This is a genomic window from Pseudomyxococcus flavus, assembly GCF_050038885.1.
Lineage (GTDB): Bacteria > Myxococcota > Myxococcia > Myxococcales > Myxococcaceae > Myxococcus > Myxococcus flavus.
Genome location: NZ_CP143624.1, coordinates 2,154,370 through 2,169,946, shown reverse-complemented (window position 1 = coordinate 2,169,946; position 15,577 = coordinate 2,154,370). Strand labels below are relative to the sequence as shown.

Below are 15,577 nucleotides of genomic sequence, written 5' to 3'. Positions count from 1 at the left end.
GTGGCAGCGGAGCTTCTCAGTCCCGCCGAGGCACAGGGAGCGGCGGAGGTGGCGGCCCGGCTCAAGGACGGGCTGAACACCGTCATGCTGGACCAGGAATCCGTCGTCGAGCAGGTCGTGGTGGCCGTGCTCGCGCGCGGGCACGTGCTGCTGGAGGGCCTGCCCGGCCTGGGCAAGACGGAGCTGTGCAAGGCCCTGGCGCGGCTGCTGTCGCTGCCCTTCCGCCGCATCCAGTTCACGCCCGACCTGCTGCCCGGCGACATCACCGGCACCTATGTGCTGGAGGGCGAGGGCCGCCGCGACTTCGTCTTCCGCGAGGGGCCGCTCTTCGCCAGCCTCGTCCTGGCGGACGAAATCAACCGCTCCAGTCCCAAGACGCAGTCCGCGCTGCTGGAGGCGATGCAGGAGCGCAGCGTCACCGTGCTCGGGCAGACGCGCCCGTTGCCGGACCCGTTCTTCGTGCTCGCCACGCAGAACCCCATCGAGCTGGAGGGCACCTACCCGCTGCCGGAGGCCCAGCTCGACCGCTTCCTGTTCCGCATCCAGGTGCCGCCCGTGGGAGCGAAGACGCTGCGCACGCTGCTCACCACGCGCGTGCGCGGCGCGCCGCCGGAGCTGGCGCCCGTACTGGACGCGGAGGGCCTGGGACGGCTCTTCTCCGCCGCGGACCGCGTGCACCTGCCCGGCCCCGTGGCGGACTTCATCGGCCGGCTGGTGGAAGCCACCGACCCCCGTCAGCCCTCGGCGCCCGACGCCGTGCGCCGCTTCGTCCGGTATGGCGCCAGTCCTCGCGCGGCGCTCGCGCTCGCGGCCGCCGGGCGGGCGCTGGCCCTCCTTCGCGGCCGGCCCAACGTGGGCTTCGACGATGTGGTGGCCGCCGCGCCGTCCGTCCTCAATCACCGGCTGGTGCTCGCCTACGAGGCTTCGTTGGAGAAGGTCGGCGCCACGGACGTGGTGCGCGCGCTGCTCCAGGCGGTCCCCGAGGTGCCGCGTGCGTAGTGCCGCGCTGACCCTGGGGGTCCTGCTGTGCGCGCTGGGCGCCACGCGCGGCTTCGCGACGTCGCTCGCCGGAGAGGGCCCGCCCTCGGGCTACGGTTACCGCGATGCCTCTGGGAACAGCGAGGCGCGCACGCATGGTGACCTGCGTGTCTCCATCCGGACCAGCGTGCTGAAGCCCGTTCGCGGCTACACGCCGCTGGACGTCACCCTCCAGAACATGGGACCCGTGCCCCTCGAGGTTCGTCTGGGCTTCCAGGGACAGTCGGGGTCGGGGATGCGCGTCTCCGGGCGAACCGTGGAGGTGGCGCCGCGACAGCGGCTCGTCGCCTGGCTGCCGGTGCCAGCGGCGCTGCACGCGGGCCAGCTCCGGGTGGAGGTTCCCGGGATGGAGCCGCTGCTGAGCTCCGTCTACCTGGAGGGGGCCTCTGGTGGGACGGTGCTGGTGGTCGGGACGCTCAAGGACTTCGACGACACCTCCGGCGTGCATCGGGTGGAGGCGACCGGAAGCCCGCTCTTCTCCGTGCGCACCATCGACCCGCGGGACGCGCCGCGTGAGCTGGCCGCCTACGTGGGCTACTCCGCGGTGGTGGTGCCGGGGAACACCGCCGCCGTGCCCGCGGACGTCTGGGCCGCGCTGGAGGCGTATACCGTCACGGGAGGACGGCTCGTGCTGACCCAGCCGTCGAGCGACCTGTCCGAGCGCTTGCCTCTGCTCACCGCGGGCAGCATCGACGCGGGTGTGCCGTATGGCTTCGGACTGGTGCGGGTGTGCGGTGCCGCGCTCGAGTGCAGTCAGGTGCTGAACTCGATGCTGGGGGAGCTCATCCCGGGGCCGGTGATGCCCGTGGGACCGGCGCCTCGGTGGGAGCGAGGCAATGTGCTCGCCGGCGGTATCGCGCCGCTGCTCGAGAGCGCGAAGGCGCCCGTGGGGCGCTTCCTGCTGCTCATCTTCGTCTTCGTGCTGGCGGTGGGGCCCGGCAGCCTGATGCTGGCAAGGCGTCAGGGGCCGGCGGCGGTGCTGGTGGGGGTGCCCGTGGTGTCGGTCATCACCTGCGTGGCGCTCGTCGTCTGGTCGGTGCTCGTGGATGGCTTCTCCGTGCACTCCGCGCGCTACAGCCTCACCTGGCTGGACGCGGGACGCTCGCGCGCGGTGACGCTCGGTGTGGCGGCCTGGTACGCCAACGTGTCCACGGAGACGGTGCGCTTTCCCGTCACGAGCGCGCTGCTCTCGCCAGATGGCCCCGACGAGACGCCCATGGACATTGACTGGACGGGCGGGATGACGGTGACGCACGGCTTCCTGCCGCCCAGGACCTATCGCGAGTGGGGCGAGGTGTCCGTGCTGCCCTCCCGCGCGAGGCTGGTCCTCCGCCACGATGGCGGGAAGGTCCGTGTGCAGAACGCGCTCGGGGCGCGGCTGGAGGAAGGCTTCATCCTGGTAGGTGGCCAGCGCTACGCGCTGCCGGTGCTGGAGGACGGCGCGGAAGGGACGCTGGGCGAGCCGCTGCCAGAGGGCGCGACGCCCGTGAGCCGGATGTTGTCGGATTTGGAAGAAGCCTCCGCGGTACGCCTGTCGGCGGGCAAGGCGCACTTCGGTGCACCGCTCCCGGAAGGAGGCTTCATCGCGCACCTGGGGGGCGTGGGCCCGGCGCCGTCGTCCGCCATGGAGGTGGAGCTGGAAGCGGGCATCCACCTGGTCCGGGGCCAGTCGGAAGAGGTGCGGCCATGAGCTTGCTGGAGGTGAAGGGACTGCGGCGCGACTACGGCACGCTGCGCGCGGTGGACGACGTGTCGTTCTCCCTGGAGGCCGGGAGCATCCTGGGCTTCATCGGTCCCAACGGCGCGGGCAAGAGCACCACGCTGCGCATCCTGGCCACGCTGGACGTGCCCACCTCGGGTGACGTGCTGCTGGACGGGCACTCGCTGGTGGACGCACCGGACCGGGCGCGTCCGCTCATCGGCTACATGCCGGACCGCTACGGCACCTACGACGACGTCACCGTCTTCGAGTTCCTGGACTTCTTCGCGCGTGCCTATGGCCTGAAGGGCGCGGCGCGCCGGCAGCGCGTGGAGTCGGTGATGGCGTTCACCGGCCTCACGTCGCTGGCGACCCGGCTCACCACCGCGCTGTCCAAGGGCATGCGGCAGCGCGTGGCGCTGGGACGGACGCTCCTTCACGACCCCCGGCTGCTGCTGCTGGACGAGCCCGCGGACGGGTTGGACCCGCGCGCCCGCATCGAGCTGCGCGAGCTGCTGCGCGCCCTGGCGGACCAGGGCAAGGCGGTCATCATCTCCAGCCACATCCTCACGGAGTTGGCGGAGATTTGCGACACCTGCGCCATCATCGAGCAGGGGCGCCTGCTGGCCACCGGCAAGGTGGAGGACCTGCTCCAGCAGCAGGCGTCGGGCGAGGCGGTGACGCCGGAGCTGACGGTGCGGCTGGCCGTGGGCGCCGAAGGGGCTGCCTGGGAGCGCGCGGAGCGGCTGCTGTTGGAGCAGCCTCGCGTGACGCGCGTGGCGCGAGAAGGCGAGTCGTTGCGCGTGCGGCTGGAGCTGGAGGCGGGCGCTGGCCCCGCGCAGGTGGACCAGGCGGCGGCGGCGCTGCTGGCGACGCTGGTGGGCGCGGGGCTTCCCGTGTGTGCCTTCAGCGCGCGGGAGCGGAACCTCGAGGATGCCTTCATGACGGTGACAAAGGGGAGGGTGGCGTGAGCGCGCCCGTGGATACGGCCGTGAGCCCGCCGGCCCCGGAGCCGGCGGCGTCAGGAAGCCGCCGCGCCGTCGGGGCCGAGTCCTGGTCCGAGCGGTGGGGCGACCGGCTCAACCCGCTGGTGGTGAAGGAGGTCCGCCAGGGGCTGCGCACGCGCGTCTTCTGGGTGTGCTTCGGGCTGATGCTGCTGGCCTGCCTGCTGGTGTCGCTGGTCGCCTACGTGGACACGCGGGAGTCCGCCTACGCGCGTCATGGCCAGGGCTACTTCTTCGCCTTCTTCGTCTGCCTGGGCCTGGCGCACTTCTTCGTCATTCCGTACAGCGCCTACCGTTCGCTGGCGCGTGAGCGTGAGGACGAGACGTGGGTGCTGCTGGTGCTGACCGGCCTGGGGCCGCGGCGCATCCTCCGCGGGAAGGTGGTCTCGTTCCTGGTCCAGGCCGCTCTGTATGCCTCCGCGGCGGGGCCCTTCCTCCTCTTCAGTTACTTCCTCAATGGCATTGCCCTGCCCACGATTCTCGTTGTGCTGGCGCTGGGCGGCGCCTGGCTCGTGTTCCTCACGGTGGCCAGCGTGTGCGCGGCGACGCTGGCGGACGGCCGTCTGGGGCGGGCCTTCGTCCACTTCGGCCTGCTGGCGGCGCTGCTCCTGTCGCTCCTCCAGGGGCTGGGCGGCGTCTACATGATGACGGAAATGGGCGACCGCGTCCTGCGGGACGAGGACGTCCACTACTTCGTGGGCACCGTCCTGATGTTGATGCTCATGGACGGGTGGCTGCTGTTCGAGGCGGCCGCGTCGAGGTTGGCATTGCCCACGGAGGACTATACGCGGGGGCCGCGCCTCGCGGTGGGGGTGCAGGTGCTGTGCGGAATGCTCCTGGGCGTCGTTGTCTGGTGGCTCGAGGGGCGCCAGCACCAGGTGGCGGAGATGTTCGGGCTCCTGGGCGGGTTCCATCTCATCGTCGTGGGCATGTTCGTGGTGGCGGACGTGGACGGACAGGCGCGCTCGCTGCGCGCGGCGACCCGGCCCTGGTCCGTGCTGCGGCCCGGCGCGCTGCGGGGCTTCCGCTGGATGGTGTTCCTGCTGGGGGCCTGGGGCGCGCTGTTCTGGGGTCTGGAGTACGCGTCGGCGGACTCGCCGCTGAAGATGATGTCCCTGCGGATGGCGACCCTGGCGATGCCCGCCTACGGCATCCTCTTCCTGTCGTTGGCGGTGGTGCTGAGCCGGATGGTTCGTCCCGACCGGCTGGCGACCCCGGTCGCGGTGCGCCTGTTGTTCGTGGTCAGCGTGGCCCTGGCTTCGGCGTTGCCTCCCCTGGCGGCGGTGTTGATGGGGTTCGATGGCGATGACCCCATCCTCAACCTCTTCAACCCCGTGGTGGGCATCGCGAACTTCTCGACGTACGACTACGGGGCATCGGAGCCGAAGATGGCCTGGGAGTTGTTGGCCTTCGTGGTGGGCGTGGCGCTGCTGGCCGCCCTCGGGACGGACCGGATGCTCGCGGAGCGTGAGCAGCGGGCCCACGCATCGTGAGCGAGCGGATGGACGAGGCCGCCGTCGCGAGGCTGGTGCCCGGGTTGGCCCTGGCGCTGCCCCGGGTGCCTCACCGGGGGCGCGTGGGCGAGGTGCGGGCCACGTCCGCGGGCAGCGCGATGGAGCTGCATGACTTCCGGGCGTACCAGCCCGGGGACGACCTGCGGCAGGTGGACTGGAACGCGGTGGCGCGCACGGGGGAGCTCGTCCTCCGCATCCGGCAGGACGAGGTGTCTCCGCGCGTGGAGGTGGTGCTGGATGGCTCGCGCTCCATGGCGTTGTCCCCGCGCAAGGCCGCGTGTGCGCGGGAGGTGGCGCTCCTGACGGCGGAGGTGGCGGCGCGGCAGGGGCTGACGCCGGCGTTGCTGGTGGCCGGTGCCCGGCCGGAGCGTGTCCAGGGGCCCGCGTGCAGGACCGCGCTGGAGGCCACGGGCTTCGATGCGCGGGACGGCCTGGTGGAGGCACTGGGGCGCCTGCCGCCGCTGCGGCCTTGTGGGCTGCGGGTCGTGGTGAGTGACTTCCTCTTCGAGGCGGACCTGCCGGCCCTCTGTGCGCGGCTGGCGCGTGGCGCGTCCGGGCTGTTCCTGGCGCAGGTGCTGGACGCGGAGGACCTGGACCCCTCCGGTGGTGAGGGCGCGCGGCTGGTGGACTCGGAGAGCGGCGCGGCGCTGGAGGAATTGCTGACGGACGACGTGCTGGCCGCGTATGCGCGGAGGTTCGCGGAGCACCAGCGGGCCTTGAGGGGCGCGGCCCATCGTGCGCGGGGAGCGCTGCTCGTCGCTCCGGCGCAGGAGTCCCTGGCCGCGCTGGTCGCGGGGCCACTTCGGCCGCTCTTCGTCGCGGCGGGGAGCTCATGATGGGCGGCCAGGTGGCAGGCGCGGCGTCGCGCGGGGCTCACACTCCCGGAGGTGACGCGTGAGCTTCGGCTTCCCGTGGGGGTTGCTGGCCCTGGGCGCGCTGGTCCCCCTGGTCGCGGCCTACTTCCTGCGACGACGGCAGAAGCCGGTGGTGGTGAGCGCGCTGTTCCTGTGGCGCCGGCCGAGCCCTCGCGCCGAGGCAGGGCCGCGCTGGGAGCGCTTCACGCGCGAGGCGTCGCTGTTGCTGGAGGCGCTGGCGGTGGTGGCCGCCGCGCTCTTCCTGGCGGATGTCCGCTGTGGGGATGCGGCACGGTCGCGGCACCTGGTGCTGGTGGTGGACGGCAGCCTGTCCATGTCCGCGCGCGGGCCGGATGGGGTGACGGTGCTGGAGCAGGTGCGGCGCGAGGCGGCGAAGCGCGTGGAGTCGGAGGACGCCACGCGGGTGACGGTGCTGGCCAGCGGGGGGACTCCGCGCATGCTCGCGGGGCCCGAGGCGGAGCCTTCGCGGGCCCTGGCAGCGCTGGAGTCGTTCCAGGCGCTGGGAGCGGACCATGACCCGATGCCCACGCTCATCTGGGCGCAGGAGCTGGCAGGGGCGGAGCGCCGCGTGGCCTTCTTCACGGATGTCCCGCCGGAGAACGCGGCCCTGGTGCCCGCCTCGGTGCGGTGGACGGCGCTCGGGACGGCGCGGCCCAACGTGGCGTTCGTCTCCGCGCAGCGGCGCGATGAGGGCGCGGCGGCCACGGTGACGCTCCGGGTGGCGCGCTTCGGTGATGCGCCGCGGGACGTGGACGTCCGCGTGCGCGCGCTCCCTGGACCCGGCGCGAAGGACGGCACCGAGCGCGTGGAGCGGGTGCGGCTTCCGGAGGAGGGCACGGCAACGGTCCGCCTGACCTTCCAGGGCGCGGGGGACGTGGAGGTGGCGTTGCCGGAGGACGCGCTGCCTGAAGACGGCCGGGTGCGGCTGCCTCCCGCGCCGTCGCGGCCGATTCCGGTGGCCCTGGCGGAGGGACTGGGGGCGCCCGAGCGGGCCGCGCTGGAGCGCTTCCTCGCGGTGTCGCCGGAGGTGGCGCACGGCGCGGCGGAGGCGGAGTTGCTCGTGGGACCGCCGGGAACGGATGCACGGGTGACGGTAGGGGCGGGCGGCAAGCCGCGCACGTTCCTGGGGCCGTTCTTCACGGAGAAGGGGCATCCGCTGCTGGACGACGTGCAGCTCGCGGGCGTGCGGTGGACGGCGGGGGACAATCCGCCTGGGCGGGCGCTGGTGACCGCGGGTGACGCGGTGCTGGTGTCCGAGGAAGAGGGCGGACGGGTGCACCTCAACGTGGACCTGTCGCGCTCGAATGTGCAGCGCGTGTCCGCGTGGCCGGTGTTGCTGAGCAACCTGGTGCGCCAGGCACGGCGCGCGCGTGAGGGCTTCCCCCGGCAGCAGGTGTTGCTGGGCGAGCCGTTGCCGGTGGTGACCTCGGCGGGGGCTCGCTACACGCTCGCGGGACCGGGCGGAAGTCGGCCCGTGTTCGGAGCGGGAGCGGTGAACCTGCCGCCGCCCTCCGCGCCTGGAACCTATGTGCTGGAGCGGGATGGCGACGCGGTGGACACGGCGCAGGTGCTGGCGCTGGATGCCCGGGAGTCGGACCTGCGGGGACGCGGGAGCGCGGACGTCCCGGCGCGGGAGACAGGGGCGGAGGGCTCGCGGAGCGAAGGGCCGGGCCGGGCACGTTGGCCCCTGGTCCTGCTGCTGGCCGCGCTGGTAGCGGACTTCTACCTCACGCGGCGGGAGCCGGCTGGCACGCCCGCGGCGAACCCGGCGGGACGGTGACGGTCATGCGTGCGTCGATGGCGCGGCTTGGCGCCGGAAGAGGCTACGCAACCTGCTTCTGGGCATTGGTGCTGCTCACAGGATGTACTGGGGCCGTGGCGTGCTCCAGCCCGAATCCGAACGTGCGTGCGCATCGGCTGCCATCGGGCGGAATCGCGGTGGAGGGGCCTCTCGCGGGTCCATTCGCCACCGAAGAGGTGTTGGCTCAGAACGCTTGTGAAATCATGACCCGTCAGCCCGGCGCATCCGCGGGGATGCATGGCACCGAGGATTGCGCCCTTGGGTACTACTCGAGCCAGGGGCAGGGATACTTCCTGAGCTATCTGTCCGAGCTGAAGGCACGACTGGATACAGGGCGGAAGAGTTGTCTGATTCCAACGGCGCTCGAAGACGAGGTGCATGGCGACGCGGTGGTCTTCTGGGCACCCCATACGCATCCCCACAACCGGGAGTTTTCGAGAGTGGACCTCCAGGTCCACTTGCGCTGGCTTCCGACTCGCGTGGCTGAGAAGGGCATGGGCAGGGTCTTCGCGAAGTCCATCCTGCTTCTTTTCCGAGAGAAGACGGGGGAATGTCGCGTCTATCGCTATGAGCTTCCGTCCAAGGGTGTATTCGCGCTTCGCGACGGCGCATGGGTGCCCATCGGTCGTGTCTACGATGACGAGGGGAACGTCGAAATGCTCGACGGAATGGGATGGCTGCCATGAAGTGCTCTCTCGATAGACATTCCTCGATGTGGCGGCTGTGGGCATGCGCACCGCTTCTGGGGCTCTGCGGCTGCTCCACACTGGGCATCTATCGGTTCGACAAGCCGGAGCGGGCGCCCGCCGGTGAGGCCGTGGAGATTCCGAGCCAGCTTGAAGGTGGCGTGAAGCTCACCGGGCCCATGATGGCGGCGCTCAAGGTGGCGATGGACGATTTCCGGCCGCCCTGGATGAAGCCGGAGGCTCAAGACACCGTGGAGGAGAAGTGTCTCGCGGACTGGAGGTACATCGAGGCGCGAGTGGTTCAGGCGAATGACGACCTGTTCTACGTGACGTTCTCTCCCAACCTGAGTGCATGCGGTCCTGGGCTCGTCCTTCTCGATGGTGGTGCCGTCTATGCCATCGACGGGAAAGGCCGCATCCTCGCGGAAGGGGAATGACGGCGGTGCGAGGCTTCAATGCACGGAGCGCGCGGGTGGCGCAGCTGCGGACTGCCTCTGCGCATGTGATGGGTGTCGCTGACGAAAGTGGAGGCCGCCGATGACCTTCACCCTTCCCCACGCATGGGTGCTGCTGCTGCCGCTGGGCCTCTTCCTCTGGAAGTATGGCCGGCGTCCCGGCCTGCCCATGTGGCTGCGCGCCGCGCTGCTGGTGCTCATCGTGGGCGCGCTCTCTGGCCCGGAGCTGCGGCTGACTGGCGCCGGGAGTGACGTGGTCGTGGTCGTGGACCGCTCCGCGTCCATGCCGCGTGACGTGGACCGCACGGCCCAGGAGCTCATCACCTTGCTGGAGGCTCAGCGCCGTCCGGGGGACCGGGTGGGCGTCGTCACCTTTGGCCGCGAGGCACGTGTCGAGAAGCCCCTGTCTGGCAGCGCCGGCTTCGGCGGCTTCACGCATCCCGTGGACGCGGAGGCCTCCGACCTGTCCGCCGCGCTGGATGCCGCGGGCGCGCTCATCCCCGACGAGCGCACCGGCCGTGTGCTGGTGCTGTCCGATGGCCGCGCCACGGGCGCGGATGCACGCGGTGTGGCACGGCGTCTGGCGGCTCGCGGCCTCGCCGTCGACTGGAGGCACCTGGCCCGTCCCGAGCCGCCGCTCGACGTGGCCGTCGTCTCAGTAGACGTGCCCGCCGCCGTGTCCGTGCGCGAGCCCTTCCAGTTCTCCGCCGTGGTGCACGCCAGCGCCTCTGTCACCGGCACCGTCCGGCTGGAGCGCAACGGCCGCGTGCTGCTCCAGGGGCCTTTCGACTTCCAGCCCGGCCCAAACGTGCTGCCGCTGCGCGACCTGGTCGAGGAACCCGGCCTCGTTCGCTATCAGCTCTCCGTGGCCGCGCCCGGCGATGGCGTGGTGGAGAACGACCGAGGCGTCGCGGTGCTGCGCGTGGAGGGCCCGCCGCGCGTGCTGCTGCTCACGAACCAGTCCCGGGGCACGCTCGCGCAGTCGCTCGCGGACGCGGGGTTGCAGCTCGAGGTGCGCGAGCCCTTCCGGCTCACGCTGGACGACCTGGACGGCGTGGGCTCCGTGGTGCTGGAGAACGTGGACGCCAATGCGCTCGGCGAGCCAGGGCTCAATGCGCTGGCGGCATACGTCGAGGAGGCCGGTGGCGGCCTGGTGATGACAGGCGGGCGCAGCAGCTTCGGCGAGGGCGGCTACCGTCGCTCGCCCGTGGAGGCGTTGCTGCCGGTGTCCCTGGAGATGCGCGAGGAGCAGCGCCGCGCTTCCCTGGCCCTCAGCGTCCTGATGGACGCCTCGTGCTCCATGGGCGTCACCGTTCCCGACGGACGCACGAAGATGGAGCTGGCCGCCGAGGGCGTGGTGGCCGCGCTGACGCTGCTCAATCCCAAGGACGAGGTCTCCGTGCACATGGTGGACACGGAGGCCCATGAGGTCTTTCCGCTCAGCCCGGTGGAGGATGGGCTGCCGCTGGATGCCGTCGCGCGAGGCTTCAGCGGAGGCGGTGGCATCTACGTGGGGGAGGCGCTCCGCACGGGGCGCGGTGAAATCCTCCAAAGCCAGAAGCCCACGCGGCACGTCCTCCTGTTCTCCGACGCGGCGGACTCCGAGCAGCCCGAGGACTACCAGCGCACGCTGTCCACACTGCGTGCGGAGGGCGTGACGGTGTCCGTCATCGGGCTCGGCTTGCCCTCGGACCCGGATGCGGAGCTGCTGCGCGAGGTGGCCGCGAGAGGCGGTGGGCGCGTCTACTTCGCGGAGGATGCGATGAGCCTGCCGCGCATCTTCAGCCAGGAGACGCTCACCGTGGCGCGCGCCACCTTCGTGGACGAGCCCGCGTCGCTGGAAGGCGCGCCCGACCTTCCACTGCTCGGCCGGTTGTCCTCGGAGGGGCTGCCCCAGGTAGGCGGCTACAACCTCACGTACCTCAAGCCCCGCGCCAACGTGGCGCTCCGCACCCTGGACTCCAACGGCGCGCCCGTGCTGGCGATGTGGCCGCGTGGCGCGGGCCGCACGGTGGCCTTCACCGCGGAGGTGGATGGGCCGTACACCGGGGGGCTGCGGACCTGGAACTCGCTGCGCGCGGCCTTGGAGGGCATGGTGCGCTGGACGCTGGCCGGTGCTGCGCCCGTCGGCGACGCGGTGGTGCGCACCGAGCGACGCGGGCATCTGCTGCGCGTGACGCTGGACCTGCCTCCGGGAGAGGCGCTCGCCGGCGCGGCGCCCACGGTGGTGCTGTTGCCCGGTGATGGACGCGGTTCGCCCGTGGAGCGCCCGATGCGCTGGGAGGACGAGGATCGGCTCGTCGCCGAGTACCCGCTGGACGGCAGTGGTACGTGGCACCCGGTGGTGCGCCTGGGCTCGAAGGTGTTGCGCGCGCCGCCCGTCACGCTTCCGTACGCGCCGGAGTTCGAGCCCGGCTCCGCGAAGGAAGGGCAGGCGTTGCTGCAAGCCATCGCGGCCGTGGGCGGCGGCGTGGAGCGGCTGTCCATGACGGGCCTCTTCATGGAGGCTCCCGAGTCGCTGGGGCGCGTGGCCCTGGCGCCGTGGCTGGTGGCCCTGGCTTTGGCGGTGCTGCTGGCCGAAGTGGCGGTGCGTCGCTTCCTCTCCGCGCCGCGGCTGAAGAGCGCGCGTCCGTCGCAGGTTCGTGCGCGGCCCGGGGCCACTGTCGTGGACACGGGAGCCGCCTCAGCCGCGTCGTCGCCCCAAGGGGCACCACCAATCACTGAGCGCCCCGCTCAGCCGGAAGGAGCGGAAACGACTGCGGCGAAGCCCGCCGAGGGAGGGATGGACTCCGCGCTGGAAGCCGCCCGAGCCCGGGCTCGTCGCCGGTTGGACCGCTGAATGGACTCCGCGCTGGAAACGGTACGTGCGCGAGCTCCTCTCCGGTTGGACCGCTGAATGGACTCCGCGCTGGAAACGGTAAGTGCGCGGGTCCCTCTCCGGTTGAACCGCTGGAATGGACTCCGCGCTGGAAACGGTACGTGCGCGAGCTCTTCTCCGATTGGACCGTTGAATGGACTCCGCGCTGGAAATGATACGTGCGCGGTTCCATCTCCGGCTGGACCGCTGAATGGACTCCGCGCTGAAACGGTACGTGCGCGGGTCCCTCGCCGGTTGGCCAACTGAATTGGCTTTAAGCTGGAGGCCGCGCGTGCCTGCCCGTCGCAGGCAGAGGGGCCGCACCGGACGCTGAGCGAGCCCGGGCTATCGCGGGTTCGAACGTGAAATGGACGCCGCACCGCATGCGCACGAGCCCGTCGCCAACCGGAGCATTGAGACGGCCGTGGCGTGGTGGGAAGTGCGGGCCGCCCCCGGACAGGAAGGGACAGGCGCGGTGCGGGCGGCTGTCTGCGAAAGGGACGAGCCGCCCCGAACGGGAAGGGGGGATCTGAGATGTGGGGCGACCCGCGCCCCGTGAAGCTCACAGGGCGATGCAGTGGATACACGAGGAGTGTATCCTTTGCAACATAGGTCTAAAATTACCTCTGGATGAAATGTGGGTGACGGCGCAGGCCCTGCGCGGCCCTGCAGTGTCGGGCACCGAGCAGCCGTCGTTCGAGTCTCTCACCACTCAACATCCAGGACGTACCCGGGGGAACGTGCGTCCCGCCGCCTGTCGGAGGCTTCCGTAAAGAGAGCGCATGAACGTTCTCTCCCGAGTCTCTTTCAGCGCGGTGGCAATGCTGTTCCTGGTGGACTGTGCGCACCGGTCTCCGTCGTCTTCGCCGGAGCCGTCTGTGCCCGCCCTGGCGCTGCCTCCTCCAGACCCGAGCTTCGACGTGAAGCGCTACAGCCACGTCATCGGCTGGCCGGAGGGCACCACCCCGGTGGCCCCCGAAGGCTTCGAGGTGACGCGGTACGCGGACGGCCTGAGCAATCCCCGATGGATGTACGTGCTGCCCAACGGCGACGTGCTGGTGGCGGAGGCCAGCTCGCTGTTCAAGAGCGAGGAGGACCGTGCCAAGGCCATCGAGACGGGGAAGGTCCGCTCGCAGAACATCGGCAACAGCGCCAATCGCATCACCTTGCTCCGGGACGCGGACGGTGACGGCCGCCCCGAGGTGCGCGAAGTCTTCCTGGAGGGCCTGAACCAGCCTCTGGGCATGGCGCTGCTGGGCGACCAGCTCTACGTGGCGAACACCGATGGCGTCTGGCGCTTCCCTTATGAGGCGGGCGCCACGGTGCTGCGTGCGCAGGGCCAGAAGGTGCTCGACCTGCCCGCCGGTGGCTACAACAACCACTGGACGCGCAACCTGCTGGCCAACGCGGATGGCTCGAAGCTGTACGTGTCCGTGGGCTCGGCGAGCAACAACGCCGAGTACGGCCTGAAGGAAGAGGAGCGCCGCGCGAACATCCTCGAAATCAATCCCGACGGCAGCGGTGAGCGCATCTACGCCAGCGGCCTTCGCAACCCGGTGGGCATGGCCTGGGCGCCGGGAACGCAAGCGCTGTGGACGGTGGTCAACGAGCGCGACAACCTGGGCGAGGACCTGGTGCCGGACTACCTCACGCACGTGGAGGAGGGTGCCTTCTACGGCTGGCCCTACGCCTACTTCGGGGCCAACGAGGACCCGCGCATGGCAGGCCAGCGGCCGGACCTGGTGAAGAAGACGCGCGTCCCAGATGTGGCCCTGGGCGCGCATACGGCCTCGCTGGGACTGGCGTTCTACGAGGGCCAGGCGTTCCCGAGCCGTTACCACGGCGGCGCCTTCATCGGGCAGCACGGCTCGTGGAACCGGCAGGTGCTGTCTGGCTACAAGGTCGTCTTCGTGCCGTTCAAGGACGGCCGGCCCAGCGGCCCGCCGGAGGACTTCCTCACGGGCTTCATCGCCGACGCGTCCTCGGCGCGTGTCCACGGGCGGCCGGTGGGGGTCACGGTCCTGCCGGATGGCTCGCTGCTCGTCGCCGACGATGCCAGCAACACGCTGTGGCGGGTCGCCGCGAAGCGCTGAGCGCGGACCGGGAACGACGAAGCCATCGGACTCCTGACTCGGGAGAGGCAGGGGCCCGATGGCGCCTCGATTCAACGGAGGGGCCCGCCTTGCGTGGCTCGGCAGCTCAGAGGTGCGTGAGCAGCTCCTGCTCCAGCTTCGCCCGGGGCCTGGCGCCCAGGAGTTGCCGGACGACCTTTCCCTCCTTGAAGAGGAGCAGCGCCGGCACGGAGCGGATGCCGTAGTGCTGCGCCGTCTCCGGGTTGGCATCCACGTCGAGGCTCGTCACCTTCAGCCGTCCCCGGTAGTCGGTGGCGAGCGCGTCGAGGACGGGCGCGAGGGCGCGGCAGGGTGGGCACCACGTCGCCGTGAAGTCCACCAGCACGGGCTCGGGTGATTCCAGCACCTCCTGTTGGAAGCGTGCGTCGTCCAGCGCGATGACGTCTGTTGCCATGGTGTGTCCTCGTGATGCGGCGGGGCGCGGGGGCCGGGCCTGGGTTCGGACACAGATGTAGTGGCCAGGGCGGGCGCGGACGAGAGCCCGCGAGGGAACGCAGTGTTGCGCGAAGCGCCCCTAACGGCTCCGTGGGAGCGCAGGCGCGGTGGCGTCCTCCCAGGGGAGCGCGGCGCCGCGTTCTCCCAGCAGGGACAGGAAGGCCCGCACCTTGGGCGGAAGCTGACGGCTGCTGGGGTAGACGGCGAAGACGGGGATGCCCGGCGGCGTCTCGGCCTGCAGCACCGGGACGAGCAGTCCACCTCGGACGTCCTCGGCGACAAGCGAGGCGGGCAGCCGCACGATGCCCAGGCCCGCGCGTGCGGCGGCCTGTCCCGCGCGCACGCTGGGAACGCGCAGCCGTCCCGAGACAGGAAGGCTCTTCGCGCCGCGGCCCTCGCCGAAGAACCAGACCTCGTCGGTGCCGGGCGCGGCGAGCACGATGCAGGCGTGGCCGTGCAGCTCCGAGGCGCTCCGAGGCGTCCCATGCCTCGAAAGGTAGGCGGGGCTGGCGTAGTAGCCCGTGCGGAGGCGCCCGAGCTTGCGGGCCACCATGGAGGAGTCCGCGAGCGGGCCGGTGCGCAGCGCCAGGTCGTACTCCTCGGCGATGAGGTCCACGTGCGCCTCCGCGAGGGAGACCTCCACGCGGAGGAGGGGATGGCGCAACAGCAGCTCCGCGATGAGGGGCGTCAGCAGCTCGCCCAGCAGGGAGAGGGTGGCGATGCGCAGCGTGCCCTGCGGCGTGACGCGAGACGCTCCGAGCGCGCGATTCACCTCGCGGGCCTCCGCGACGAGCCGCGCGCATTGGGCGTGGTAGTCGCGGCCCACCTCCGTGAGCCGGAGCCGGCGCGTGTTGCGCTCCAGGAGCCGGACGCCGAGCCGCTCCTCCAGCGCGGAGAGCCGGCGGCTCACCGTGGACTTGCGCAGCCCCAGCCGCTCCGCCGCGGCGGTGATGCCTCCCGCCGCCACCACTTCGGTGAAGAGGAGCATGTCATCCAGAAGAGGGGGGCTCGCGGGCACGCCGCGAGCCTAACCGCTCACGGCGCCAGCGTGGGGACGCACGGCGCCTGTCCGGCATGCTGA

General features: G+C 71.3%; 12 protein-coding genes. 10 read left to right on the top strand and 2 right to left on the bottom strand.

The features are described 5' to 3' along the window. The 10 genes from VZL07_RS09065 (at nucleotide 1) to VZL07_RS09020 (ending at nucleotide 14,022) form a co-directional block, all read left to right on the top strand. Nucleotides 1–999, top strand: a complete 999-nt coding sequence (locus tag VZL07_RS09065) for an AAA family ATPase (RefSeq protein WP_426754960.1) — start codon at nucleotides 1–3, stop codon at nucleotides 997–999. Further along, complete coding sequence (locus tag VZL07_RS09060) at nucleotides 992–2,728, top strand: hypothetical protein (protein ID WP_426754959.1); 1,737 nt, start codon at nucleotides 992–994, stop codon at nucleotides 2,726–2,728. Before VZL07_RS09065 ends, VZL07_RS09060 begins: the two co-directional genes overlap by 8 nt. Continuing rightward, on the top strand, nucleotides 2,725–3,708 hold the full coding sequence (locus VZL07_RS09055) for an ABC transporter ATP-binding protein (RefSeq protein ID WP_426754958.1): 984 nt from the start codon (nucleotides 2,725–2,727) through the stop codon (nucleotides 3,706–3,708). Before VZL07_RS09060 ends, VZL07_RS09055 begins: the two co-directional genes overlap by 4 nt. Further along, entirely contained in the window at nucleotides 3,705–5,234 is a 1,530-nt protein-coding gene (locus VZL07_RS09050) for an ABC transporter permease (RefSeq protein WP_426754957.1), read from the top strand. The genes VZL07_RS09055 and VZL07_RS09050 overlap by 4 nt, the downstream gene beginning before the upstream one ends. Before the next feature lie 8 nt (nucleotides 5,235–5,242). Beyond that, nucleotides 5,243–6,091 (top strand): DUF58 domain-containing protein, encoded by an 849-nt coding sequence (locus tag VZL07_RS09045; protein WP_426757267.1) that lies wholly within the window; start codon nucleotides 5,243–5,245, stop codon nucleotides 6,089–6,091. 58 nt (nucleotides 6,092–6,149) lie between these two features. Further along, entirely contained in the window at nucleotides 6,150–7,910 is a 1,761-nt protein-coding gene (locus VZL07_RS09040; RefSeq protein ID WP_426754956.1) for a BatA domain-containing protein, read from the top strand. Between the two features lie 5 nt (nucleotides 7,911–7,915). Next, complete coding sequence (locus VZL07_RS09035; RefSeq protein WP_426754954.1) at nucleotides 7,916–8,617, top strand: hypothetical protein; 702 nt, start codon at nucleotides 7,916–7,918, stop codon at nucleotides 8,615–8,617. Next, nucleotides 8,614–9,054 carry a hypothetical protein gene (locus VZL07_RS09030; protein ID WP_426754953.1) on the top strand — a complete coding sequence of 147 codons (441 nt, stop codon included), beginning with the start codon at nucleotides 8,614–8,616 and terminating at the stop codon, nucleotides 9,052–9,054. Before VZL07_RS09035 ends, VZL07_RS09030 begins: the two co-directional genes overlap by 4 nt. 100 nt (nucleotides 9,055–9,154) lie before the next feature. Next, nucleotides 9,155–11,911 (top strand): VWA domain-containing protein, encoded by a 2,757-nt coding sequence (locus VZL07_RS09025; RefSeq protein WP_426754952.1) that lies wholly within the window; start codon nucleotides 9,155–9,157, stop codon nucleotides 11,909–11,911. Nucleotides 11,912–12,711: 800 nt separating this feature from the next. After that, on the top strand, nucleotides 12,712–14,022 hold the full coding sequence (locus VZL07_RS09020; protein ID WP_426754951.1) for a PQQ-dependent sugar dehydrogenase: 1,311 nt from the start codon (nucleotides 12,712–12,714) through the stop codon (nucleotides 14,020–14,022). A 106-nt stretch (nucleotides 14,023–14,128) separates the two neighbouring features. Here the strand turns inward: VZL07_RS09020 and trxA are convergent, their stop codons facing one another. Further along, nucleotides 14,129–14,455 (bottom strand): thioredoxin, encoded by a 327-nt coding sequence (trxA, locus tag VZL07_RS09015; RefSeq protein WP_426754950.1) that lies wholly within the window; start codon nucleotides 14,453–14,455, stop codon nucleotides 14,129–14,131. A 120-nt stretch (nucleotides 14,456–14,575) separates the two neighbouring features. Next, a complete protein-coding gene (locus tag VZL07_RS09010) occupies nucleotides 14,576–15,484 on the bottom strand; it encodes a LysR family transcriptional regulator (protein WP_426754949.1) in 909 nt (302 codons plus the stop codon). Between the last annotated feature and the right edge of the window lie 93 nt (nucleotides 15,485–15,577).

Coding starts and splice junctions, on each gene's coding strand:
- VZL07_RS09045 (WP_426757267.1), top strand. CDS start 5,243: ATGGACGAGGCCGCCGTCGCGAGGCTGGTGCCCGGGTTGGCCCTGGCG.
- VZL07_RS09020 (WP_426754951.1), top strand. CDS start 12,712: ATGAACGTTCTCTCCCGAGTCTCTTTCAGCGCGGTGGCAATGCTGTTC.
- VZL07_RS09030 (WP_426754953.1), top strand. CDS start 8,614: ATGAAGTGCTCTCTCGATAGACATTCCTCGATGTGGCGGCTGTGGGCA.
- VZL07_RS09025 (WP_426754952.1), top strand. CDS start 9,155: ATGACCTTCACCCTTCCCCACGCATGGGTGCTGCTGCTGCCGCTGGGC.
- VZL07_RS09035 (WP_426754954.1), top strand. CDS start 7,916: ATGCGTGCGTCGATGGCGCGGCTTGGCGCCGGAAGAGGCTACGCAACC.
- VZL07_RS09055 (WP_426754958.1), top strand. CDS start 2,725: ATGAGCTTGCTGGAGGTGAAGGGACTGCGGCGCGACTACGGCACGCTG.
- trxA (WP_426754950.1), bottom strand. CDS start 14,455: ATGGCAACAGACGTCATCGCGCTGGACGACGCACGCTTCCAACAGGAG.
- VZL07_RS09010 (WP_426754949.1), bottom strand. CDS start 15,484: ATGCTCCTCTTCACCGAAGTGGTGGCGGCGGGAGGCATCACCGCCGCG.